Annotated in this window: 23 protein-coding genes and 1 pseudogene; 12 read left to right on the top strand and 12 right to left on the bottom strand. The window is 67.5% G+C overall.

The window, feature by feature from the left end; genetic code table 11:
- Positions 1 to 3: 3 nt before the first annotated feature.
- On the top strand, positions 4 to 324 hold the full coding sequence (locus OG225_RS30910) for a DUF5713 family protein (protein ID WP_405178419.1): 321 nt from the start codon (positions 4 to 6) through the stop codon (positions 322 to 324).
- Positions 325 to 373: 49 nt separating this feature from the next.
- On the opposite strand, the gene OG225_RS30905 is transcribed toward OG225_RS30910, so the two are convergent.
- Positions 374 to 895, bottom strand: coding sequence for a hypothetical protein (locus tag OG225_RS30905; protein ID WP_216916926.1), 522 nt, complete (start codon positions 893 to 895; stop codon positions 374 to 376).
- A gap of 458 nt (positions 896 to 1,353) precedes the next feature.
- Here OG225_RS30905 and OG225_RS30900 point away from each other — a divergent pair.
- Positions 1,354 to 2,123: pseudogene (locus OG225_RS30900) on the top strand (SDR family NAD(P)-dependent oxidoreductase).
- 320 nt (positions 2,124 to 2,443) lie between these two features.
- On the top strand, positions 2,444 to 3,154 hold the full coding sequence (locus OG225_RS30895; protein WP_405178418.1) for a hypothetical protein: 711 nt from the start codon (positions 2,444 to 2,446) through the stop codon (positions 3,152 to 3,154).
- A gap of 12 nt (positions 3,155 to 3,166) precedes the next feature.
- Here the strand turns inward: OG225_RS30895 and OG225_RS30890 are convergent, their stop codons facing one another.
- Together OG225_RS30890 and OG225_RS30885 are read right to left on the bottom strand one after the other, a co-directional pair.
- Positions 3,167 to 3,367 (bottom strand): hypothetical protein, encoded by a 201-nt coding sequence (locus tag OG225_RS30890; protein ID WP_405178417.1) that lies wholly within the window; start codon positions 3,365 to 3,367, stop codon positions 3,167 to 3,169.
- A gap of 118 nt (positions 3,368 to 3,485) precedes the next feature.
- Positions 3,486 to 3,695 carry a BldC family transcriptional regulator gene (locus OG225_RS30885; protein ID WP_062983746.1) on the bottom strand — a complete coding sequence of 70 codons (210 nt, stop codon included), beginning with the start codon at positions 3,693 to 3,695 and terminating at the stop codon, positions 3,486 to 3,488.
- A gap of 184 nt (positions 3,696 to 3,879) precedes the next feature.
- On the opposite strand from OG225_RS30885, the gene OG225_RS30880 reads away from it, so the two are divergent.
- The 5 genes from OG225_RS30880 (at position 3,880) to OG225_RS30860 (ending at position 6,670) form a co-directional block, all read left to right on the top strand.
- A complete protein-coding gene (locus tag OG225_RS30880; protein ID WP_405178416.1) occupies positions 3,880 to 4,224 on the top strand; it encodes a DUF4229 domain-containing protein in 345 nt (114 codons plus the stop codon).
- Entirely contained in the window at positions 4,221 to 5,306 is a 1,086-nt protein-coding gene (locus OG225_RS30875) for a PLP-dependent cysteine synthase family protein (RefSeq protein ID WP_405178415.1), read from the top strand. The genes OG225_RS30880 and OG225_RS30875 overlap by 4 nt, the downstream gene beginning before the upstream one ends.
- Positions 5,307 to 5,397: 91 nt before the next feature.
- On the top strand, positions 5,398 to 5,619 hold the full coding sequence (locus OG225_RS30870; protein WP_109528859.1) for a helix-turn-helix domain-containing protein: 222 nt from the start codon (positions 5,398 to 5,400) through the stop codon (positions 5,617 to 5,619).
- The gene (locus OG225_RS30865; RefSeq protein WP_405178414.1) at positions 5,619 to 6,215 is read left to right on the top strand and encodes a Clp protease N-terminal domain-containing protein; all 597 of its coding nucleotides are present in this window, start codon (positions 5,619 to 5,621) and stop codon (positions 6,213 to 6,215) included. Before OG225_RS30870 ends, OG225_RS30865 begins: the two co-directional genes overlap by 1 nt.
- A gap of 71 nt (positions 6,216 to 6,286) precedes the next feature.
- Positions 6,287 to 6,670, top strand: coding sequence for a phage holin family protein (locus OG225_RS30860; protein WP_405178413.1), 384 nt, complete (start codon positions 6,287 to 6,289; stop codon positions 6,668 to 6,670).
- A gap of 23 nt (positions 6,671 to 6,693) precedes the next feature.
- On the opposite strand, the gene OG225_RS30855 is transcribed toward OG225_RS30860, so the two are convergent.
- Both OG225_RS30855 and OG225_RS30850 read right to left on the bottom strand, forming a co-directional pair.
- Positions 6,694 to 7,563, bottom strand: coding sequence for a 1,4-dihydroxy-2-naphthoate polyprenyltransferase (locus tag OG225_RS30855; protein ID WP_216917564.1), 870 nt, complete (start codon positions 7,561 to 7,563; stop codon positions 6,694 to 6,696).
- 54 nt (positions 7,564 to 7,617) lie between these two features.
- Positions 7,618 to 8,073, bottom strand: a complete 456-nt coding sequence (locus OG225_RS30850; protein ID WP_405178412.1) for an SRPBCC family protein — start codon at positions 8,071 to 8,073, stop codon at positions 7,618 to 7,620.
- Positions 8,074 to 8,161: 88 nt separating this feature from the next.
- Between OG225_RS30850 and OG225_RS30845 the strand changes: the two genes are divergently transcribed.
- Complete coding sequence (locus OG225_RS30845; RefSeq protein ID WP_405178411.1) at positions 8,162 to 11,719, top strand: AfsR/SARP family transcriptional regulator; 3,558 nt, start codon at positions 8,162 to 8,164, stop codon at positions 11,717 to 11,719.
- Positions 11,720 to 11,771: 52 nt separating this feature from the next.
- Here OG225_RS30845 and OG225_RS30840 read toward each other — a convergent pair whose 3' ends face one another.
- From OG225_RS30840 to OG225_RS30820, 5 genes are all read right to left on the bottom strand, one after another.
- Positions 11,772 to 12,599, bottom strand: coding sequence for an ABC transporter permease (locus OG225_RS30840; RefSeq protein ID WP_405178410.1), 828 nt, complete (start codon positions 12,597 to 12,599; stop codon positions 11,772 to 11,774).
- Positions 12,596 to 13,585 (bottom strand): ATP-binding cassette domain-containing protein, encoded by a 990-nt coding sequence (locus OG225_RS30835; RefSeq protein WP_405178409.1) that lies wholly within the window; start codon positions 13,583 to 13,585, stop codon positions 12,596 to 12,598. The genes OG225_RS30840 and OG225_RS30835 overlap by 4 nt, the downstream gene beginning before the upstream one ends.
- A gap of 101 nt (positions 13,586 to 13,686) precedes the next feature.
- Entirely contained in the window at positions 13,687 to 14,841 is a 1,155-nt protein-coding gene (menE, locus tag OG225_RS30830) for an o-succinylbenzoate--CoA ligase (protein WP_405178408.1), read from the bottom strand.
- Positions 14,842 to 15,175: 334 nt separating this feature from the next.
- Positions 15,176 to 15,568 (bottom strand): VOC family protein, encoded by a 393-nt coding sequence (locus OG225_RS30825; protein WP_405178407.1) that lies wholly within the window; start codon positions 15,566 to 15,568, stop codon positions 15,176 to 15,178.
- Positions 15,569 to 15,593: 25 nt separating this feature from the next.
- Positions 15,594 to 16,487 (bottom strand): 1,4-dihydroxy-2-naphthoyl-CoA synthase, encoded by an 894-nt coding sequence (locus tag OG225_RS30820; protein WP_405178406.1) that lies wholly within the window; start codon positions 16,485 to 16,487, stop codon positions 15,594 to 15,596.
- A gap of 199 nt (positions 16,488 to 16,686) precedes the next feature.
- Here OG225_RS30820 and OG225_RS30815 point away from each other — a divergent pair, with 199 nt between their 5' ends.
- From OG225_RS30815 to menD, 3 genes are all read left to right on the top strand, one after another.
- On the top strand, positions 16,687 to 17,367 hold the full coding sequence (locus OG225_RS30815) for a PaaI family thioesterase (protein WP_405178405.1): 681 nt from the start codon (positions 16,687 to 16,689) through the stop codon (positions 17,365 to 17,367).
- 142 nt (positions 17,368 to 17,509) lie between these two features.
- Complete coding sequence (locus OG225_RS30810) at positions 17,510 to 17,956, top strand: DUF6918 family protein (RefSeq protein ID WP_216917573.1); 447 nt, start codon at positions 17,510 to 17,512, stop codon at positions 17,954 to 17,956.
- A gap of 289 nt (positions 17,957 to 18,245) precedes the next feature.
- Positions 18,246 to 19,907 (top strand): 2-succinyl-5-enolpyruvyl-6-hydroxy-3-cyclohexene-1-carboxylic-acid synthase, encoded by a 1,662-nt coding sequence (gene menD / locus OG225_RS30805; RefSeq protein ID WP_405178404.1) that lies wholly within the window; start codon positions 18,246 to 18,248, stop codon positions 19,905 to 19,907.
- An 82-nt stretch (positions 19,908 to 19,989) separates the two neighbouring features.
- Here menD and OG225_RS30800 read toward each other — a convergent pair whose 3' ends face one another.
- Positions 19,990 to 20,217: a hypothetical protein gene (locus tag OG225_RS30800; RefSeq protein ID WP_405178403.1), complete on the bottom strand. Its 228-nt coding sequence runs from the start codon at positions 20,215 to 20,217 to the stop codon at positions 19,990 to 19,992.
- Between the two features lie 141 nt (positions 20,218 to 20,358).
- On the bottom strand, positions 20,359 to 20,502 hold the full coding sequence (locus tag OG225_RS30795; RefSeq protein WP_405178402.1) for a hypothetical protein: 144 nt from the start codon (positions 20,500 to 20,502) through the stop codon (positions 20,359 to 20,361).
- Positions 20,503 to 20,527 lie beyond the last annotated feature (25 nt).

Here is a 20,527-nt window from a genome sequence, read left to right as displayed (position 1 = left end):
CAGGTGCTCGCGCACCGCTTTCTCCGCCTCCTCTACGAGGACGATTACTATCCCGATCAGGTGGTTCGTCGGGGTGAAGCGATCCTGGTGAGTCTCTGTGAACGCATCGAAGCCGAGCAGCCCGCCGATCTGTCCGCGCTGTACCTCCTCACTCACGCCGCCACCGAGGAATTCAATGCGCTGGAGGCCGAGTTCGACGCGGCGGGCAGTGAAATCGAGACCGTGGCGCGTGACGAAATCGGTCAGGATTTCTGGTTTCTGGCCAATGCCTACGGTTTTCACGACGCGGATATCGAAGAACTGATCGCTCCTCGGGAGTGGTGAACAGGCCGCTAGGTCTGAACGGCTGATGCCCTGTCCGCGGCCGACTGCCTCATCTCGATCGAGGGGTGGATTCGGCGAGCCCGGCCGATTCGAACAGCGCGATGAGCGCACTTCGAGCCCGCTCGAGGACATCGGGATCATGATCGGTGATCGCCCACAGTGAAGGCGTCGGTTGGTGAGCACCGGCGTTGGCGAGTTGCCCGACTCGCTGGAAGGTTGTTCCGACCAGTTGGGCAATCTCTCGCATCGGGACATTCTCGGCGGCCAGTTCGGTAGTCAACGCCAGGGTTTCGCGTTGTACATCGTCCTCGAGTTGCTCGATGAGCTTTCGCGCCGCTCGAATCCATACGGAGCGTTCCTGAACATCCTTGGCTTGCCCGATGTCATCGATGATCACCTCGACCTCGACGGTGGAAGGCGCTACATCCTCGGAGACCGCGATGTAGTCACGGGCTTCGCTTTCGACCTCCGAGAGGCGACGCGCCTGAGTTACGGCGTCCTCGCCGAGGGCAGGAATCTCCACCGCCCACCAGCGGCCTTCACGCCCGGTGACATGTGCCTCGAATTTCATTCCGCCTCCTTGCAATCACACTCCGCGATCGCCTTCTGCATCTTGCGGACGATCCCGGGACGGATCGAATCATGCCCGGCAGGCAAAGAGAAGTCGTGCTTGCCGGTGCGGCATTGCCACACTTCGTGACTACCCTTCGCGTCTCGTTTATAGGCTCAACCAGCGTTGCGGAGGGTCTTGATCACGATCCGAGTGGGTTGTTCACTGATCATAGTTTAAGTCTAACTACTAGACGTTTTCAAGTCCAATCGCTAGACAAATTCGCGCGGTCTCTCGCATGTGAGAGGCGAGGGCGTTCTGGCGAGGTCATGTGGGGCGGCCTCGAGGCCGAGGGGGCGGCCAGTTCGCGCACTTGTGGTGAGAAGCGCTCGACGCGATAATGTGATTCTGAATTGAGAGAATGGCATTCTGTATCGGCTCGGCGCATCCTCCCGCCGGTCCCGTGGAGAGGACGAGCTGTGGGTCTACCTGGGTCGAGCGGGAAGGTTGTCGTTGTCGCGGGCGGGGGGAGTGGGATCGGGGCGGCGACGGCGCTGCGGCTCGGGGCGCGAGGGTGGCGGGTGCTCGTGGGGGATCTGGCGGAGTCTGCGGCGGCGGGGACGGCGAAGTTGATCGCGGAGGGTGGGGGACCGCGGTGGGGGTGGGGTTCGATCTGGGGGAGCCGGATTCGGTGCGGGGGTTGTTCGATGCGGCGGTCGCGGAGTTCGGGGGTGTGGACGCGCTGTTCAATGTGGGGGCGGATATGGGGGCGGTGCGCAACGACAGCGATGTCGTCGATATCGATCTGGAGATCTGGGATCGGACGATGACGGTGAATCTTCGGGGGTATGTGCTGACGATGAAGTACGGGATTCCGCTGATGCTGGCTCGCGGGGGTGGCGTGATCGTCAATACCTCGTCGGCGGCGGCGTTTCAGGGAGAACCGGCGCGGCCCGCCTATGCCGCGGCCAAGGCGGGGATCGGCGCGTTGACGCGGCATGTGGCGTCGCGGTGGGGGCGGGAGGGGATTCGCTGCAATGCGGTCGCGCCCGGGTTCACGGCGACCGAGAATATTCGGTCCGCGCCGCATTGGCCGGATCTGCAATCGGGGGCACTGAAGCGGATGCGCAGTACTCGGGTCGGGGAGACCGGTGATACCGCGGCGATGGTGGCTTTCCTGATGTCGGAGGACGCCGAATGGGTCAACGGTCAGGTTCTCAATGTCGACGGCGGCACCATCATGCGTTGATCCCGGTAGGGGGCAATGGATTCGCTGTCGGTGATCGGACTACGTGGTCTCGTGGTCGAACCCTGTCGGCGGCTGGGGCCTGTGCCGAAGCGGTGGCTCGGTGTCACTCGTGTCGAAGCCATCGGTCGGGGCGGTTTGCTGGACGGCTTCCGACGATCGGGGGTTGCCGGTGCGATCGGGCCGTTCCGCCGCGTTCGCCCTGATGAATCCGCGTTGCCGACAGGCGATTTCCTCGTATTCGGCGTGGTTGCGAGAGGTGAGTTCGTTCCGGGGGCGATTCGCGGAATACCGCACCCCCTCGATATGGGACGATCTGCGGCGTGGCAGCACAGAGGGCCGGGTTCTCGGCGTGGCCGGAGCAGTGGCGGTGGGACGACGACCGGGTCCAGTCCTACCGCGCGCGGGGGATGAGCGGGGTCGTGGTCGAGGAGATCACGGTGGGGGGTGTGCGGGAATCGGGTGTGCTCCTGCCGATGCGGCAGCCGCCGAAGTGGCAGGGCGTCGTGTTCCTGCTGATGGGGCTGGTTTTCCTGTCGGTCGCCGTGCTGCTGTTGATCGAGGCGATCCTGATCGACGAGTGGCTGGTGCTCGTCGGTGTCCCGGTATCCGTCGCGATCGCGGGGGTGGCGCTTTTTGCCGCGTATCGCGGGTTGATCGTGCACCGGCTGGTGGTTCCCGGGTTGGTGATCACGCCGACGCGGGTCGTCCGGCGCGGCGGTAGCGGGGATCTCATGGTGGTCGCGTGGGCCGATATCGCCGGGGTTCGGCCCTATGTGCGAGAGACCGGCCCGGCGAAATGGCACAACATGTTCGGCGTGGACGTGCGTGATCCCGACGTGTTCTGGCAGGCGGCGGGGCGTCGACGCGGTGGCCGTGTGGCTCGCGCGCTGGCCGGGGCCGAGGTCGTCATGGTGTCGGACGCGGTCATGCTGATGAATCCGCTGGTGGCCTACCACCTGATCCTGCACTACCTCGAGAATCCCGATCTGCGGCCGCATGTGTGCCGGTCGGTGCGACGCGATCCGTCCTGACGGGGGCGCGCTTCAGCGGTCGGTGGTGCCGTCGCCGTCGCGATGTTGCTGTCTGGATATCTTCCACAGGAAATCGGGGTCGTCGTCGGGGCCTTTGATCGGGGCGCGCCGGGGTCGACCCGGGGGCGGCGGGGCCGAACTCTGGGGGCCGAACGCCTTCCAGCACAGCACCGCGACCGCCACGACCGCGATGAGCGCCAATAGGTAGATCACGTCGCTCACCTCCTGCTGACGAGGGTAGCCGCGTATCGGGCCCGCGCGCATCGGGGACTCCGAAACGGCGGGTACGCGGACCGGGCGCGGGCAGTGGGGACCGCCCGCGCGCACCGGGTCAGCGTGCTGTCGCCTCGGTGGTGAGGGACTTCAGCAGTTGGAGCACCTCGGATTCCCGGAACCGGCGGTGACCGCCCGGCGTACGCAGAGATCCGAGTCGACCGGCATGAGCCCAGCGGGTCACGGTCTTGGGATCGACGTGGAACATGGCAGCCACTTGCCCCGGGGTCAGTAAGGTGTCCTGGCCGCCGACGGTGATCGCAGTCATAGCAAACCTCTCCGTTCTCGACAGTTCCCTCATCAGATGGCGCAATCGTTGCACCCCGACCCCTAGGTACGCGAACCACCTACAGTTGGTAAAGGCGAAGTAATGGACAAAACGGATAGCTCTCGGACGTCGGCGGCGGGTGGGTGAACGAAGGGCCGACCGGGCTTCGCCTACTCTGGGGGACGTGAGCGACGCAACTCGACCGGACGGCGCATCCGCCCAGCAAACCTCCGACGCGGGCAAACGGCTGGCCAAGAACCTGGCGCTGTACACGGTGGCGCGGTTGGCTCTGGTCGTGGTTCTCACCGCGGCGATCATTCTGGTCGCGCGGTTGGTGCGGGTCGAGGTGCCGGTGATCGTCGCCGCGCTGTTCGCGCTGATCATCGCCATGCCGCTGTCGCTGACGCTGTTCAAGAAATTGCGCGTGAAGGTGAACGAGGACATCGCGGTGGTCGACGAGAAGCGTCGCAAGGACAAGGCCCGTCTGCGCGCCAGGCTGCGTGGCGAGGACGGCGGCGCGTCGGCGTGAGGCAGTGCGATCGCAGCACTCCGCGCGACTGGGTCGACAACGCGGTGCGGTTGATCGACGCCGATACCCAACGCAGCGCCGACACCCATCTGCTGCGTTATCCGCTGCCCGCCGAATGGGGCATCCATCTGTATCTGAAGGATGAATCCACCCATATCACCGGCAGTTTGAAACATCGGCTGGCGCGATCGCTGTTCCTGTACGCGATCTGCAACGGGTGGGTCACCGAGGGGACGACGGTGGTCGAGGCATCCTCGGGATCGACGGCGGTGAGCGAGGCGTACTTCGCGAAGATGCTCGGGCTGGATTTCGTCGCCGTCATGCCCGCGAGCACGTCGCCGCAGAAGATCGCGCTGATCGAAGCGCAAGGCGGCCGATGTCATTTCGTGGCGCGGCCGCCCGATATGTATACCGAGGCCGCGCGGTTGGCAGCCGAATGTGGCGGGCATTTCATGGATCAGTTCACCAATGCCGAACGCGCCACCGACTGGCGTGGGAACAACAACATCGCCGAATCCATCTTCGAGCAGATGGAACTGGAAGCGCATCCGGTGCCGACGTGGGTCGTGGTCGGCGCGGGTACCGGGGGGACGAGCGCGACCATCGGCCGGTATGTCCGATACCGCCGTCACGCCACGAAATTGGCCGTCGTCGATCCGGAGAATTCGGCGTTCTTCGGCGGGTACGAGACCGGTGACGCCGGCTATCTGACCGGCAGGTCGTCGCGGATCGAGGGGATCGGGCGTCCGAGGGTGGAACCGTCGTTCGTCGGCCAGGTGGTCGACCGGATGATCCTGGTTCCCGATGTGGCCTCCATCGCCGCGGCCAGGCGGGCGAGCCGGGTCATCGGAAGGCGGGTCGGCGGTTCGACGGGCACCAATCTGTGGGGGGCCTACGCGCTGATCGCCGAGATGCTGGCCGCCGGGCGGACCGGCAGTGTGGTGACGCTGCTCTGCGACGGCGGGGACCGTTACGCGGGAACGTATTTCGATGATGCCTGGGTGGCGGCGCAGGGGATGATCCTGGCCGAGTCGACGGTGGTCATCGATGAATTCCACGCCACCGGAAGATGGACCGGATAGCGGTCGCTCCCCGGAGTGAACGCGGTCCTCGCGCGCTCATTGTTGTCAATTTTTGTTGACATCGCCGGCATCGTCAATCAAAATTGACGACATGACGGAAGCAACCACCCTGGCGGCCGCCGCGGGTAGTCCCGACCCGACGGTCGGGCTGCGCGCCGTGCTCGCGCTGCGTCGGCTGCTCGAGCGACTCGAAGCGATCCAGGTCCAGAACGCGAGAGCGCAGGGCTGGTCGTGGCAGGCCATCGCGGACGCGCTCGGGGTCAGCAAGCAGGCGGTTCACCAGAAACACAGTTCGAGAGACAGGAAGCGCTGATGTTCGAACGATTCAGCAGGTCGGCCAGGACGGCTGTCGTGTTCGCCCAGGAGGACGCGCGGGAATTGCGGTCGTCGACCATCGAGATGGAACACGTCCTGCTCGGGCTGCTCGCGCAGGCCGAACCCGAACTGAAGGAACTGCTCGCCGAGGTGGGCGTCACCCACGACGGGGTCAAGCAGGCGCTGGCACAGCGCGGCGCGGGCGACCCGCTCGGCCCGGAGGACGCCGAAGCGTTGCGGTCCATCGGCATCGACCTCGACGCCGTGCGCGAGAGCCTGGAGGCGAATTTCGGGCAGGACGCGCTCGATCGGCCGGTTTCCGAGGACCGCGTTCTCGAGGATCGCGGCGGATTCTTCGGCCGTGGCCGTGGCGGGCGTTTCGGGCATATCCCGTTCACCAGGGACGCGAAGAAGGTGCTGGAACTGTCGCTGCGGGAAGCGTTGGCGCGCAAGGACAAGAGCATCGAATCCGGGCATCTGCTGCTCGGCATCCTGCGCAGCCCGAATCAGACCACGGTGTCCCTGTTCGGCGGTTCCGGGCCGATCCGTGATCTGCGTCCGAAGGTGCACGCACTGCTCGACGGTGCCGTCTGAGGGCGCGGGTCCGTCGTCGTGGCATCCGGCGAATCCCACGGGAATTCGCGAAAGCGACCTAGCATTGGCCCATGCAGCTAGTTATTCGGTTGATCATCAACGCGGTGGCCATTTGGCTGGCCGCCGCATGGGTCGACAAAATCAACATCATCAGCCCCGAGGACGAGACCGCGAGCAAGGTCATCGTCGTGTTGGCCGTCGCGGCGGTGTTCACCCTGGTGAACGCGCTGGTCAAACCGCTGGTGAAATTGTTGTCGCTGCCCCTGGTCGTGCTGACCCTCGGGCTGTTCCTGCTGGTGGTCAACGCGCTGATGCTGATGCTCACCGCGTGGCTCACCGACGCGTTCTCCGACTACGGGCTCGCGGTCGACGGCTTTTGGGCGGCGGTACTCGGCGGCATCATCATCTCGCTCGTCAACTGGGTGCTCGGGATCCTGGTTCCGGACAACGACTGAATCACCCGCTCGGCCTCGAAGTACTAGGCGAAGCCGAGCGCGAGCGCGGTGAGCGCGGACCACACCAGCAGGGCGAGCCCGGAGTCGCGCAGCGCCGGAATGAGTTCCATCCCGTTCTTGCCTGTGCGCACCGGCGCGTTGGCGCGGATCGCCAGTGGCACCGCCAGCACGCCGACCAGTGCGAACGGGGTCCTGGCCACCAGCGCGGCGGTGGCGACGAACGGGATCGCGAGCAGCACCAGGTGCAGTGTCCTGGTGCGGGGATCACCGAGTTTCACCGCGAGTGTGGTCTTTCCGGATTCGGTGTCGGTGGGGATATCGCGCAGATTGTTGGCGACCAGCACCGCGCTGGAGAACGCGCCGACCGCGACCGCGAGTACGGCGCCGACCCAGTCGATCCGCTCGGCCTGCACGAACTGGGTGCCGAGTACACCGATCAGGCCGAAGAAGACGAACACGGCGAGTTCGCCGAAACCGCTGTAGCCGTACGGGTTCTTGCCGCCGGTGTAGTACCAGGCGCCCGCGAGGCAACCCGCGCCGACGAGCAGCAGCCACCACGCCGTGCTGAAAACCAGCACCAGCCCGATAACCGCGCCGACGGTGAGACTGAGAATCGCGGCATTCTTGACCGCGGCGGGCGCGGCGACCCCGGAACCGACCAGGCGCAGCGGCCCGACCCGGTCGTCGTCGGTGCCGCGCACGCCGTCGGAATAGTCGTTGGCGTAGTTGACGCCGATGATGAGAGCGAGCGAAACCAGCAGCGCGAGTGCGGCCTTCCACCAGACGAGTCCGTCGATGGACGCGGCGGCCCCGGTGCCTGCCAGCACCGGAGCGATCGCGTTCGGCAGGGTTCGGGGGCGGGCCCCCTCGATCCATTGCGCTGCAGTAGCCATGCGCCGAGCCTATCGGGAGCCGAACTCGCGCGCCCCGGCCCGGCCCGGCGCGGTCTAGGCCTCGGCCACCGACTTCAGCCTGGCCAGACCCTTCTCGAAATCCTTGCCGACCATCTTGTCCATCGGCATGACCTTCGAGATCAGGCCCATCAGGCCGGCCTGGCGGCCGGTCATCTTCCAGACCACCTCGGTGCCGTCCCGCACCGGGGTGAGCGTGAAGGTGACCTGGTTGACGGCCTTCCACGGTTTCTCGAATTCCAGCCTGACACCGATTTCCCGGTCGGCGCTCGACACGATCTCCATCCGCCCCGCACCCGCCTTGCGGTTACCCGACCAGGAGTACTTGGCGCCGACACCGGACTCCGGACCGGCGTAGGAGCGTTGGAGTTGCGGATCGAGATCCTCCCACGGCGACCACTTGGTCCACTCGTGGAAATCGTTGATGTACGCGTGAACGCGCGACGGCGCAGCCGAGACAACGGCCTGCCGGACCACTTCGAACTCAGCCATGGGCCCAGCGTAGGTGACCCGATGCCCGAGACAGCGGGAGAAAACCATGACGCACCGAGCGCGGTCCCTCGCATACGATTATCTCGGTATGTTTCCTGACGAGGGCGGTCCGCACCGCCGCAGTCGAGTCGCGACGCCGCCCGCAGCGCAATCGGTCGTGGTCGCCCTGTTGGGCGAGGTCGCGTTGCGCCGCGAGGGCGCGCTCACCGCCGTGCCCGGAACCCGGTCACGGCTGCTGCTCGCCTCGTTGGCGCTGCGTCGGGGTCGCAGTCGCAGCGCGCAGGCACTCATCGATGACGTGTGGGCCGATCAACCGCCGCGCGCCCCCATGAACGCGCTGCACACCCAGGTGTCGCGGCTGCGCTCCGCGCTCCCCGACGGCGCGCTGGAGATCGGTCCCGCCGGGTATCGGCTGACGCTCTCCGTCGAACAGGTCGATCTGGCGCTGGCGGGGGATCTACTGCTGCCCGCGCGGCGGGACCGCGAACGCGGCGACGGCGCGGGCTGCCTGGACGCGGTCGCGCGGGCCAGAGCGCTGTGGCGCGGGGAGCCGGGCGCGGATCTGCCCTCGGGCGAGGTCGCCGACGCGCTGCGGGACCGCGCCGCGGAGATCCTCACCCACCTCGACCTGCTGGAATTGGCCGCCAGGCAGGATATGGGCGATATCGACGGCGCGCTGGGGCTGGCACGGCGGCGGGCGGCGAGCGATCCGCTGGACGAACCCGCCGAAGCGACGCTCATGCGACTGCTCGCCACGGCGGGCCGGGCGAACGAGGCATTGGAATCCTTCGCCGCGTTCCGCACCCGCTTGGCCGATCAGCTGGGCGCTGATCCTGGGCGGGCACTGGTCGAGTTGAATACCGCGATCCTGCGCGGGGAGCCGATCGACCGTGCGGAATCCGGTGTCGCCGGCACCCGGCCGACCGGTTCGATCTCGCCGGTACTCACGGTCGTGACGGGTGTGGCCGATTCCCTCGGAGACGAGGCGAAGGCCGCGTCGCGGGCCGTGCGTCCGGCCGACGGCACCGCGACCGCTGACGGCCGGGGGGAGTCGAACAATGCGGCGGCCGCGCGAACGGCATTCGACGGATCCGCGTCGGCGAGGTCGTCCGGCGCGGGTTTCGATATCTCGGCTCGGCACCCGGGTTCGGAGTACGCGGTTCCCGCGGCGATCGGATTGCGTGCCGCGCCGAACGCGCTGCTCGGACGCGACGGCGACCTCGACGCCATCGTGGGGTTGCTCGACACCTCGAGGGTCACCACGGTGCTCGGCCCGGGCGGTACCGGCAAGACGCGGGTCGCGAACGAGGTCGGCGCGCGGGTCGCCCGTTCGCGTCAGGTGCTGATGGTCGAGTTGGCCTCGGTACGCGCCGATGCCGCCGACGCGCGGGTGGAGGTGGAGGCGGCGATCAGCGCGGCGCTCGGCCTGAGCGAGATCGCGTTCGATTCGGCGAGTTTGCGGACCGGGTACACCGCCGATCCGAGGCGGCGGCTGCGCGATGCCCTCGCGGCCCGATCCATGCTGCTGATCCTGGACAACTGCGAACATCTCATCGACGCGGTGGCGATGGTCGTCGCCGATCTGATCGGTCTGGCCCCCTGGCTGACGGTACTCACCACCAGTCGCGCGCCCCTGATGATCACCGCCGAGACCGTCTACCCACTGCCCGCGCTGACGATCGACGCGGCCGGTTCGCCCGCTACCGAACTGTTCGAGGCCAGGGCCCGCGCCGTGCGGCCGACGGTGCGGCTCGACGCCGAGGTCGTCGCCCAGTTGTGCCGCACGCTGGACGGGCTGCCGCTCGCCATCGAACTGGCAGCGGCGCGGGTTCGGGTGATGAGCGTCGAGGAGATCAATTCCCGGCTCGCGGATCGTTTCGCGCTGCTGCGCAACGGTGATCGCAGTTCGCCGGAACGCCACCGCACCCTGCACGCGGTCATCGACTGGAGCTGGAATCTGCTGGACGAACCGCAGCGGGTGACCTTGCGCAGGCTGTGCCGGTTCCCCGGGGGTTTCGGGCCCGAGGCCGCCGAGACGGTCGCGGGCGGACCAGAAGTCGGTGACGTGATGACCGCGCTGGACGGGCTGGTCAACCAGTCGCTGCTCACCGTATCCGACGAGGACGTGCTCGGCACCCGCTACCGAATGCTGGAGACGGTCAGGGAATACGGGCAGGAAAGGCTCGCCGCGTCGCCGGGGGAGTCGGAGTCGGTCATCGAACGGATGACCCGCTGGTCGTGCGATTTCGCGGAAGCCGCGGCAAACAGATATCTCGACGGCGACCAGCTGGAACTCGCGCTCGCGGTGACCACCGAGCTGGACAATCTGCTCGCCGCGCTGCGCTATGCCATCGAACGGCGTGACGCGAGGGCCGCGTACACGATATTCCCGGTGGTCGGCACGCTGTGGGTGATCCGCGGTTCGCATATGGAGGTGGTGGCCTGGGCGGCCAGGGTGGTCGAACTGGACGAATCCTTCACCGAAGGCGCGGCTCCACGTTCGGATCTGGTGCTGACCACCTTCGAAATGACTTTCCTGCACCTGTTCTACACCACGAAGGACATACGCCACCTGGCTCGGTTGCGGCTTCGCGTGCGTCGATTGCTACGCACCCGAACCGATCTCGACGAGACCTCCCGTTTCATCGGCGAGATCATGCTCAGCCGGTCGGACGGTTTCGGCGCGGCAAGGCGGATCGCCGAGGCGGTCGTGCACGGCGACTCCCAGACCAAAGCCACCGCACTGCTGTTGCGCGCCAACGTCAAGGAAAACCAGGGCGATGTGCGCGGTTCCACCCGCGACGCGGTCCGCGCGCTGGAGGAGTTCGGCCATAATCAGGTCTGGAGCGTGGCCATGGTGTGCAACCACCTGGGGCAGGTGTTCGGCCAGACCGCCGAATATCGGGAATCGGTGGACTATTACCGGCGCAGCCTCGACATGCTGTTGCATCTCGGCGTCCACGAGGACACCGTCGAGACCCGGAGCATGCTCGCGGCCTCGTTGATCGGCGCGGGCGAGTTGGCGCAGGCGCGGTGTGAACTCGAGGTCGCCATGGGGACGGCCGATTTCGGGGTCACCGATATTCCGCCGGGAATGAGATTGCACGGGCTGGCCTTACTCGTGCAGGGCACTGCGGAATTGGCCATCGCCGAAGGTGATATCGCAGAAGGGTTGCGACGCTACGACCGGGCGCTGCGGCTGATCGGCTGGCCGCGCTCCGAGATCGGGCCGGGTCCCGGCGGTGAGCTCATGGTCGCGGCCGCGGTGCTCGACGCCAGGGTGCTGTACGGCGCGCCCGAATCCTCCGAGAATCTGGTGCGGCAACTACTCGATCAGGGTTGGGCGATGCTGTCGGAATACCCGGATCTGCCCCAGATCGGCGGTCTCGCGTGTGCGGTCGGCTCGTATCTGATCGCGACCGGCCTCGATTCCGAGCGCGGACTGCTGTTGCTCGCGCTCGCGCTCGCGGTCAACGCGCGCCAGGATTTCTCGTCGATGCGATTGGATCTGCACCGCTCGGCCGCCGCCGCGAAACTCGGCGCGCGACGAGTGACCGAAGTGACCGAACGACACCGTGGGACCAGCCGCAAGGTCGCCTCGAACGAGATCATCCGCGTCATCGGCGAATTGCGCGCCGCGCGCTGACGACGAACGACCGCCGTCCCGGTGGTGCGGGGACGGCGGTCGGTCATCGGTTTCACGCCTTGCGCATGTACGCCCGCACGGTGATCGGGGCGAGAACCGTGACGAGCACGGCGGCGCCGACCAGCGTCCAGACGAAATGACTGCCGATATGGCCGTCGTTCATCAGATCCCGGCACGCGTAGATCAGGTGGGACACCGGGTTGACGTTGACGAAGCCCTGCATCCAGCCGGGCATGGTCTCCGGTTGCACGAAGGCGGGGGAGCAGAAGGTCAGCGGGAACATGATCAGCATCGAATAGCCCTGCACCGCGGAGGCCTTGTTCGCGATCACGCCGAAGAACGCCCAGATCCAGCTGGTGGCGAAGGAAGCGACGATCACCAGCAGCGCCGCGCCGACGACGCCGACCACGCCGCCGTGCGGGCGGTAGCCCATGATCAGACCCATCACGACGGTCAGTGTCGTGGCGATGAAGTAGCGCACCATATCCGCGGTGAGCGCCCCCGAGAGCGCCGAGATGCGGGCGATGGGAAGGGATTTGAAGCGGTCGAAGACGCCCTTCTCCATGTCCTCGCGCAACTGCACACCGGTGGTGACCGAGGTGAGGACGACGGTCTGCACCATGATGCCGGGGATGATCAGCGGCAGATAACTTTTCACGTCGCCGGAGATCGCGCCGCCGAAGATGTAGGTGAACATCAACGTGAAGATGATCGGCTGGATGACGACGTCGAAGAGCTGTTCGGGATTGTGCTTGATCTTGAGCAGGCCGCGATAGGCCATCGTCATCGTGTTGGCGAAGGTCTGACGCAGGTCGATCGGGGGCGCCGGGATCGGCAGCGGCCGTGGCTTTGTGGCCGGTTCGGTGATGGTGGCGGTCATGCCGCGCTCCGTTCGGTGTCGTCCGCGCTTTCGGTGGCGGGGTGGCCGGTGATGGTGAGGAAGACCTCGTCGAGGCTCGGCTTGGAGACATTGATCTCCTCCACCGCGATCTCCCACTCGCGCAACCGGATCAGCAGATCGGTGGTCATGTCGGCGCTGCGCAGCGGCGCGGTGAGCCTGCCCGCCTCGGGGGTGATCTGGGCCTCGGTGCCGAGGAAATCGCTGACGATGCGCTTGGCCTCGTCCAGTTGCGACCTGTCGGCCAGGGTCAGGTGCAGCGACGAGCCGCCGATGGAACTCTTGAGCTCGTCGGCGGTGCCGTCGGCGATCACCCGTCCCCGGTCGATGACGGCGATCCGGTCGGCGAGCTGATCGGCCTCGTCGAGGTACTGCGTGGTCAGGACCACCGTCGCGCCCTCGCGGACCAGACGGCGGATGGTCTCCCACATCTGGGCGCGGGTGCGCGGGTCGAGACCGGTGGTCGGTTCGTCGAGGAACAGCAGCGGCGGTGCCGAGATCAGGCTCGCGGCCAGATCCAGCCTGCGCCGCATACCGCCGGAGAAATTCTTCAACGGTTTGTTCGACGCTTCGACCAGATCGAATTCCTCCAGGAGTTCGACGGTCCTGCGACGTGAATCGGTCCGGCTCAGGCCGAGCAGGCGGGAGAAGATCATCAGGTTCTCGGTCGCGGTGAGATCCTCGTCGACCGAGGCGTACTGCCCGGTGACGCCGATCAGCGAGCGCACGGCCGCGGGTTCGGAGGCGACGTCGTGGCCGAAGATGCGGGCACTACCGCCGTCGGGCCGCAGCAGGGTCGCCAGCATGCGGATGGTCGTGGTCTTGCCCGCGCCGTTGGGTCCGAGTACGCCGTACACCGCGCCCTGCGGCACCGCCAGGCTGACGCCGTCGACGGCCCGCTGCTCCCCGAACACCTTGACCAGGTCGCTCGCCTCGACGGCGAGCGCTGAAGTGGGTGTGTAAGTCATGGGGACAACTGTGCGGGCGTCGTCTTGCACGGCCCTTGCACGACGATGGCGGGACCGCTTGCGCGGTCGCGGCCACCGCCGCTGTCAGGATGTCGCCGCTGTCAGTACGTCGCACTGGAGAGCAGTTCGCGCAGCTTCGCGCGATTGGGTTTGCCTGGGCCGTGCAGCGGCAGTTCATCGAGCAGTGCCAGTTCGCGCGGTGCGGCGATGGCGTCGAGTTCGCGTTCGACGTACTCGCGTAACTCCTCCAGCGTCGGGCTCGCGCCCTCGGTGGGAACCACCGCGACCGCCACCCGCTGCCCGAGACGTTCGTCGGGCAGGCCGAGGACGACGCATTCGCTGATCGCCGGATGCGAGACCAGCACGGCCTCGACGACCTGCGGGATCACCACGAGCCCGCCGGTGAGGATGGCCTCGTCCAGGCGACCGCTGATCCGCAGGACGCCGTTGTCGAATGTGCCCGCGTCCTCGGTGCGGAACCAGCCCGGTTCGGCGAAAGCGGGATGGTCGGGGTGGCCCCGGTAGCCGGTGGCGATCATCGTGCCGCCGAGCAGCACCCGGCCGTCCTCGATCCGCACCTTCGCGCCGTCCAGCGGCACGCCGTCGTAGACGCAGCCGCCGCAGGTCTCGCTCATGCCGTAGGTGCGAACGACATTGATGCCCTCCGCCTTCGCGCGTTCGTACACCGGTTTCGGGGTGGCCGCGCCGCCGACGAGCACCGCGTCCAGATCGGCGAGCGCCGCCCTGGCCGCGGGATCGTTCAACGCCTTGATCAACTGCGTCGGCACCAGCGAGGTGTAGCGGCGTGGCCCGCGCATCCCGGAGATGGCCCCGGCCAGGGCCTCGGGCAGGAATCCGCCCGACACGTCGAGCACGGCCGGTTCGGTGCCCGCCTCGATACTGCGCAAGAGCACCTGGATACCCGCGATGTGGTGGGTGGGCAGGGCGAGCAGCCACGTGCCCGGCCCGCCGAGGCGATCGTGGGTGGCGGCGCAACTGGCCCGCAACGCGGCCGCGCTGAGCATGGCGCCCTTGGGCGCGCCCGTGGTGCCGGAGGTGGTCACCACCAGTGCCACCTCGTCGTCGATCGGCTCGCCGGGGGCGAGCGCGCCGCTGAGCCGATGGGCTTCGCGGCGGTCGCTGCTCGGGATCGGCAGCCACGCCGGGCCGCTGCCCTCCAGTGCCGCGCGTAGGTGAGGGATCACATCACCCAGCGCGGAGCCGCTGGGCATGGGCAGCGTCCGCAGTGTGCTCACGACGCGGCCCCGTTCGACTGTCTTCCCACACCCACGGGCGGAGTACCGTCGGTTCGCTCGCTGGGCTCCCTCACGTCAGGGATCGTGTCATGTCCGCGCCGCCGCGCACGGACAGGGTCGGTGTGCTGGGGCGACGCAGACGAACTGCGGCCATTCCCCGGTAACAGGGTTCAACTACGCCAGGCATCGGAGACTGCGATTCACTCGTCGGAAACTCGGAATCGGCGGCCGCCCGGACATCGGCGGCAGGGCGTCCACCCGAGCGTTATGGTCCTCGTCGTAACCCGCCTTGGCAACTCGACCTGCGGCGTGACGGACCGGCTCGGGCTTCATCCTAGTCGCCTGACCAGCGTGAATCGCGCCGGATCGGATGCTCGGGGGGAATCTCGACCAGGACGATCGGCACTCCGTCCGGGTCGCGGATCCACATCTCGATCAGGCCCCACGGCTCCCGTTCCGGCGCGCGATCGATCCGTATCCCGGCCAGTGCCAACTCCGCCGCCGCGTCGGAGAGATCGCGCACCTGCAACCAGATCGCGCCCGCGAACGTCGTCGAGTCGCCCGATCCGCCGTGGGCCGCGATCTCCACCAGCGACTGCCCGGCGAAGAAGACGGTGCCGCCCGGATATTCGCGCGCGATCGCCAGACCGAGGCCGTCGCGGTAGAAAGCGAGTGTCTCCCGATAGTTCGCGGGCCGCAGGATGACGCGGCTGCTCAAGATCTCCACAGTGCCGATCCGTCCCTCGGGTGTGTCAGAAGTACCAGGGGTACGGGGTCCAGTCGGGTTCGCGCTTCTCCAGGAACGAGTCGCGCCCCTCGACCGCTTCGTCGGTCATGTACGCCATGCGCGTCGCCTCGCCCGCGAACAGCTGCTGACCGACCAGACCGTCGTCGAGCAGGTTGAACGCGTATTTGAGCATGCGCTGGGCCTGGGGGGATTTGCCGTTGATATCGGCGGTCCATTCCAGCGCCACATTCTCGAGTTCCGCGTGATCGACGACCTTGTTCACCGCGCCCATGTGATGCATTTCCTCCGCGGTGTACGCGCGACCGAGGAAGAACACCTCGCGGGCGAATTTCTGCCCGACCATTTTCGCCAGATAGGCGCTGCCGTAACCGCCGTCGAAGCTGCCGACATCGGCGTCGGTCTGCTTGAAACGGCCGTGTTCGCGACTGGCGAGGGTCAGGTCGCACACCACGTGCAGGCTGTGCCCGCCGCCCGCGGCCCAGCCGTTGACGAGCGCGATGACGACTTTCGGCATGAACCTGATGAGGCGCTGCACCTCGAGGATGTGTAATCGGCCCGCGCGCGCCTGGTCGACGGTGTCCGCGGTGTCACCGCTGGCGTACTGGTAGCCGTTGCGCCCGCGGATGCGCTGGTCGCCGCCCGAGCAGAAGGCCCAGCCGCCGTCCTTGGGGCTCGGGCCGTTGCCGGTGATCAGCACGGCGCCGACATCCGAGGTCATCCTGGCGTGGTCGAGCGCGCGGTAGAGCTCGTCGACGGTGTGCGGGCGGAACGCGTTGCGGACTTCTGGTCGATCGAACGCCACTCGCACCGTGCCCTGCTCGATATGTCGGTGGTAGGTGATGTCGGTCAGGTTCTCGAATCCCGGAACGGGGCGCCACAGCTTCGGCTCGAAAGTCACACCGGTGATTATCACGTGCGGCCGATTGTGTCGTGGAAGTGACGCCCGTGTGATTCCCCCGTTGATAGTTCCATTCGGTGGGGCCTGCCGATTCGACGGCGTATAAGGGCGCGATACGGTGCAGGTGAGGAGCGGGCGGACCGGTGCGACCCGGAATCGCGCCGCGGTGCCGGAGGCGAGTGTGAACGAGGCGGAGAATATGAGTGAGCAAGGCAGACCCGTGGGTGTCGAGGCGGCGCCTCGGATCGACCGCAGCGCGGTGGACGCGGCGGACCGGTACGAGCGCCACGGCGGCTTTCCCAAATACTCGCAGGCGCAACCGGGCCCGGAGTACGGCGAGTTCATCGAGACGATGCGCACCCTCCAGGACCTCACCGTCTGCGTCGACGCGCCGGACGAGGTTTTCGCCGACGCGCTGGGCAAGGCCCGCGAACTGGCCGAACTCCTCGAGCCGTATCGCGCCGTGGAAGGCGAGGGCCCCGCGGGCCGGGTCATGCACCTGCCGGGTCGTGGCAGTCTGCTGATGCTGCCGTGGACGGTGCGCGAGGCCGGGCCGGACGGCATCACCATGTCCGGCGTCTTCCGCCGGTATCACCTCGGCGGCAACGGCGCCGCGCACGGCGGCGTGCTCCCGCTGCTCTTCGACGACCTGTTCGGAATGATCGTGCATTACGCGGGCAGGCCGATCAGCCGCACCGCCTATCTCCACGTGAACTACCGCAAGGTGACACTGCTCGATACGCCGCTGACGGTGCGTGGCCGCGTCGACCGGATCGAGGGCCGCAAAACCTTCGTTACCGCCGAATTGCTCGATGAGCAGGGCGAATTGCTCGCCGACTGCGAGGGATTGATGGTGCAATTGCTGCCGTGGCAGCCCTGAGCGCGCTGTCCGGATGCGCCGAGAGCGTCGTCGTGCGAAGGTGAAGCGGGCCCGTTGCCGGGTGAGTGACGTGTGACGCTCGGCACCGGTGCGTATAGTGGCGTGCGCTCGTTCATCGACACCGATCCGGAGGAACCTGAAAGTGGTTGCAGCACTGTCTGAATCCCTGCTCATCGACGCCAAGCGCGCGGCTTTTCTCGCCGACGCCAAAGCTGTTCTGGACGCCGAGGTGTCGGACAAGGGTGGTGCGTCCGGCCTGGCCGTGAAGGGTGGATACGCGGCGGTCAAGAAGATCAGCCCGTCCATCGTTCCCGACGCGCTGGAGTCGTTGGCGCCCAAGCTCGTCGCGCAGCTCGACCCGTTCTGGCAGGAATACACCGCGTCGGGTGAGGGTCGTTTCGCCGACCTGCTCGTCGCCAAGTCCGACGTGGTCGCCGAGGCGTTGCTCTCGGTCACCGACGCCCGCGCCGAGTCCTCGACCCGCCCCGCGCTGCAGAAGGTGTACTCCTCCATGCGCTCCTCGGCGAAGAAGAATGTCATCGAGGCGCTGCCGCGTCTGGGTGATCTCGTGCAGAAGCACGCCGTGTAATTGCGGCCGTCGCCACGTCGCGCGTCGAACGGCCCCGCTGGATGAGGGCAGTTCGACGTGCGACGGGCACTGCTCGACCGACTCCGTGCGGCACGGGCGGTCGCACCGGCGCTGAGGTGCGGCGCCTCGATCGTCATGATCTCTGCCGCATGTCATCTCGGCCACACCGATCTCGCTCCCGTCGCCCGGTCGCGGCGGCTCCGCCCTTCGCGCGGTTCGGGCACGATGGATCCGGCACTGTGAGCAGGCTGACGAAGACGTCGGGTGACCTGTCTGGGAGGCTGGTGTCGTGAACCCGTCAACAGCGCAGGCGCAGGTGGTCGTCGACGAATTCGTGCGCGGCGGGGTGCGGGACGTCGTGCTGTGTCCCGGTTCACGCAACGCGCCGTTGGCCTTCGCGCTCCAGGCCGCCGATGTGGCCGGCAGATTGCGGTTGCACATGCGCATCGATGAGCGCACGGCGGGTTTTCTCGCCATCGGCCTCGCCGCCGCGGCGCAACGTCCGGTGCCGGTGGTGATGACGTCGGGGACCGCCGTCGCCAATCTCGGCCCCGCTGTGCTCGAGGCGAATTACGCCAGGATGCCGCTGATCGTCGTCAGCGCGAATCGGCCCTACGACATGCTCGGCACCGGCGCCAACCAGACCGTCGAACAACTCGGCCTCTTCGGCAGCCAGGTCCGCGCCACCATCAGCCTCGGCCTCGCGGAATTCGACGCCGCGGGCGCGACGGCGGGCACCGAACAGGGCGGCACCGTTTACGCCCAGCAGAACAGCGTCTGGCGTTCGGCCGTGTGCCGGGTGCTCGCCGCCGCGCGCGGTACCCGTTCGGGCAACGCGGGCCCGGTACATTTCGACATCCCGTTGCGCGAACCGCTCGTCCCCGATCTCGCGCCGGGCGAGACCGCCCCCGCGGGCCGCGACGGCGACCGCGCGTGGACCTCGACCGAATACGCGACACTCGACGTTCCCCTCGCCATCGACCTGACGCCCGATACCGTCGTCATCTCCGGCCATGGCGCCGGGCTCCGTCCCGAGTTGGCCGATCTGCCGACCGTCGCCGAACCGACCGCGCCCATGCACGGTCCGGCACTGCACCCGCTGACGTTGCCGCTGCTGCGACCGAAACAGGCGATCATCACCGGCAGGCCGACCCTGCACCGCCAGGTGTCCAAGGTGCTGGCCGATCCGTCGGTCACGGTGTTCGCGCTGACGACCGGCCCGCGCTGGCCCGATGTCTCCGGCAATGTCGTCGGCACCGGCACGCGCGCGGTCACCTCCGGCGCGCCGCGCGCGGAATGGCTGGCGCGCTGCCGCGAACTCGACGCGACGGCGAATCAGGTGGTGCGCGAGGAATTGGCCGCGCACCCGAAGCCGACGGGGCTGCACGTCGCGGCCGTGGTGATGGACGCGTTGCGCGTCGGTGACCAGTTGCTGCTCGGCGCGTCCAATCCGGTACGCGACGCGGCGCTCGTCTCGTCGCCGCGTCCCGGTGTGCGGGTGCTGTCCAATCGCGGTGTCGCCGGAATCGACGGCACCGTCTCGGCGGCGGTCGGCGCCGCCCTCGCGCACGACGGTCGCACCGTCGCGCTGATGGGCGATCTCACCTTCCTGCACGACGCGTCCGGACTGCTGATCGGTCGTGGCGAACCGCGGCCGGAGGATCTCACCATCGTGGTCGCCAACGATGACGGCGGCGGCATCTTCGAACTGCTCGAACAGGGCGATCCGCAGTACGCGGGTGTTTTCGAACGCGTCTTCGGCACACCGCACGGTATGGACCTGGCCGCCCTGTGCGCGGCCTACCGCATCCCGCATCGGCAGGTCGATCCCGAACAGCTCGGCATCGAATTGGCCGCGCCCGCGCACGGTGTACGGGTGCTGGAAGTGGCCACCGAGCGCTCGAGCCTGCGGGAACTGCACGCCGCCGTGCGGGCGAAGATCGCTTCCTGAGCCCTGAGCCCTGAGCCCTGAGCCCTGAGCCCTGAGCCTTCGCGTAACCGGGCCGCCGAACGGTCGGCGGCCGGGCGGTGATCTATTCGCTGAGCTCGAAGGACTCGTCGTCGGGTGGCACTTCGATCGCCTGCTCGACGATATCGGCGACATCCGCGTGCCAGGTATCCCCGTCGACGGCCTCGGCGAGTACCTGTTCGTCCTGTTCGGAATCGTCCGGTGACACCGGCGTGGATTGTTCGGCCAGATCGGCGTCGGATACCTCGCCGATGCCTGGCACCGCGTTCGAAGATGTGCTGCGATCGGTCATCGTGTGCTCCTGTCCTCGTCGCTCTCGTCCGGGTACCCGGTCCCGCGAGGTGAAACAGTCCAGCAGCATCGAGGATGCGCCTCTCGGGCCGATCCGGCAGCCGAACGGGCGGATCGACCGTGTGTCGCGGCGTCGCGCCGCTCACTCCCCGTCGTGCGCCCCGCTCCCGTTCGCCGGATGTTCCACCAGTGCCACCAGCCGATTGGCCATGAATCTCGCGGTGCGCACCGGGGTACCGGTACGGGCCACCTCGCTGACCTCGACCACGCCGCGCGCTATCCGCACATCGACTCGTCTGCCCGCTCGCGTC

Origin of the sequence: Nocardia sp. NBC_01377 (assembly GCF_045040005.1) — a bacterium.
In the GTDB taxonomy this organism is placed as follows: Bacteria; Actinomycetota; Actinomycetes; order Mycobacteriales; family Mycobacteriaceae; genus Nocardia; species Nocardia noduli.
This window is presented reverse-complemented; position numbering and strand designations above follow the sequence as displayed.

Bases quoted from the DNA above. Each gene is read 5' to 3' on its own strand.
- OG225_RS30850 (WP_405178412.1), bottom strand. From the start codon at position 8,073: ATGGCTGAGTTCGAAGTGGTCCGGCAGGCCGTTGTCTCGGCTGCGCCG.
- OG225_RS30865 (WP_405178414.1), top strand. From the start codon at position 5,619: ATGTTCGAACGATTCAGCAGGTCGGCCAGGACGGCTGTCGTGTTCGCC.
- OG225_RS30885 (WP_062983746.1), bottom strand. From the start codon at position 3,695: ATGACTGCGATCACCGTCGGCGGCCAGGACACCTTACTGACCCCGGGG.
- OG225_RS30815 (WP_405178405.1), top strand. From the start codon at position 16,687: ATGAGTGAGCAAGGCAGACCCGTGGGTGTCGAGGCGGCGCCTCGGATC.
- OG225_RS30860 (WP_405178413.1), top strand. From the start codon at position 6,287: ATGCAGCTAGTTATTCGGTTGATCATCAACGCGGTGGCCATTTGGCTG.
- OG225_RS30855 (WP_216917564.1), bottom strand. From the start codon at position 7,563: ATGGCTACTGCAGCGCAATGGATCGAGGGGGCCCGCCCCCGAACCCTG.
- OG225_RS30835 (WP_405178409.1), bottom strand. From the start codon at position 13,585: ATGACTTACACACCCACTTCAGCGCTCGCCGTCGAGGCGAGCGACCTG.
- OG225_RS30800 (WP_405178403.1), bottom strand. From the start codon at position 20,217: ATGACCGATCGCAGCACATCTTCGAACGCGGTGCCAGGCATCGGCGAG.
- OG225_RS30870 (WP_109528859.1), top strand. From the start codon at position 5,398: ATGACGGAAGCAACCACCCTGGCGGCCGCCGCGGGTAGTCCCGACCCG.
- OG225_RS30845 (WP_405178411.1), top strand. From the start codon at position 8,162: ATGTTTCCTGACGAGGGCGGTCCGCACCGCCGCAGTCGAGTCGCGACG.
- OG225_RS30905 (WP_216916926.1), bottom strand. From the start codon at position 895: ATGAAATTCGAGGCACATGTCACCGGGCGTGAAGGCCGCTGGTGGGCG.
- OG225_RS30840 (WP_405178410.1), bottom strand. From the start codon at position 12,599: ATGACCGCCACCATCACCGAACCGGCCACAAAGCCACGGCCGCTGCCG.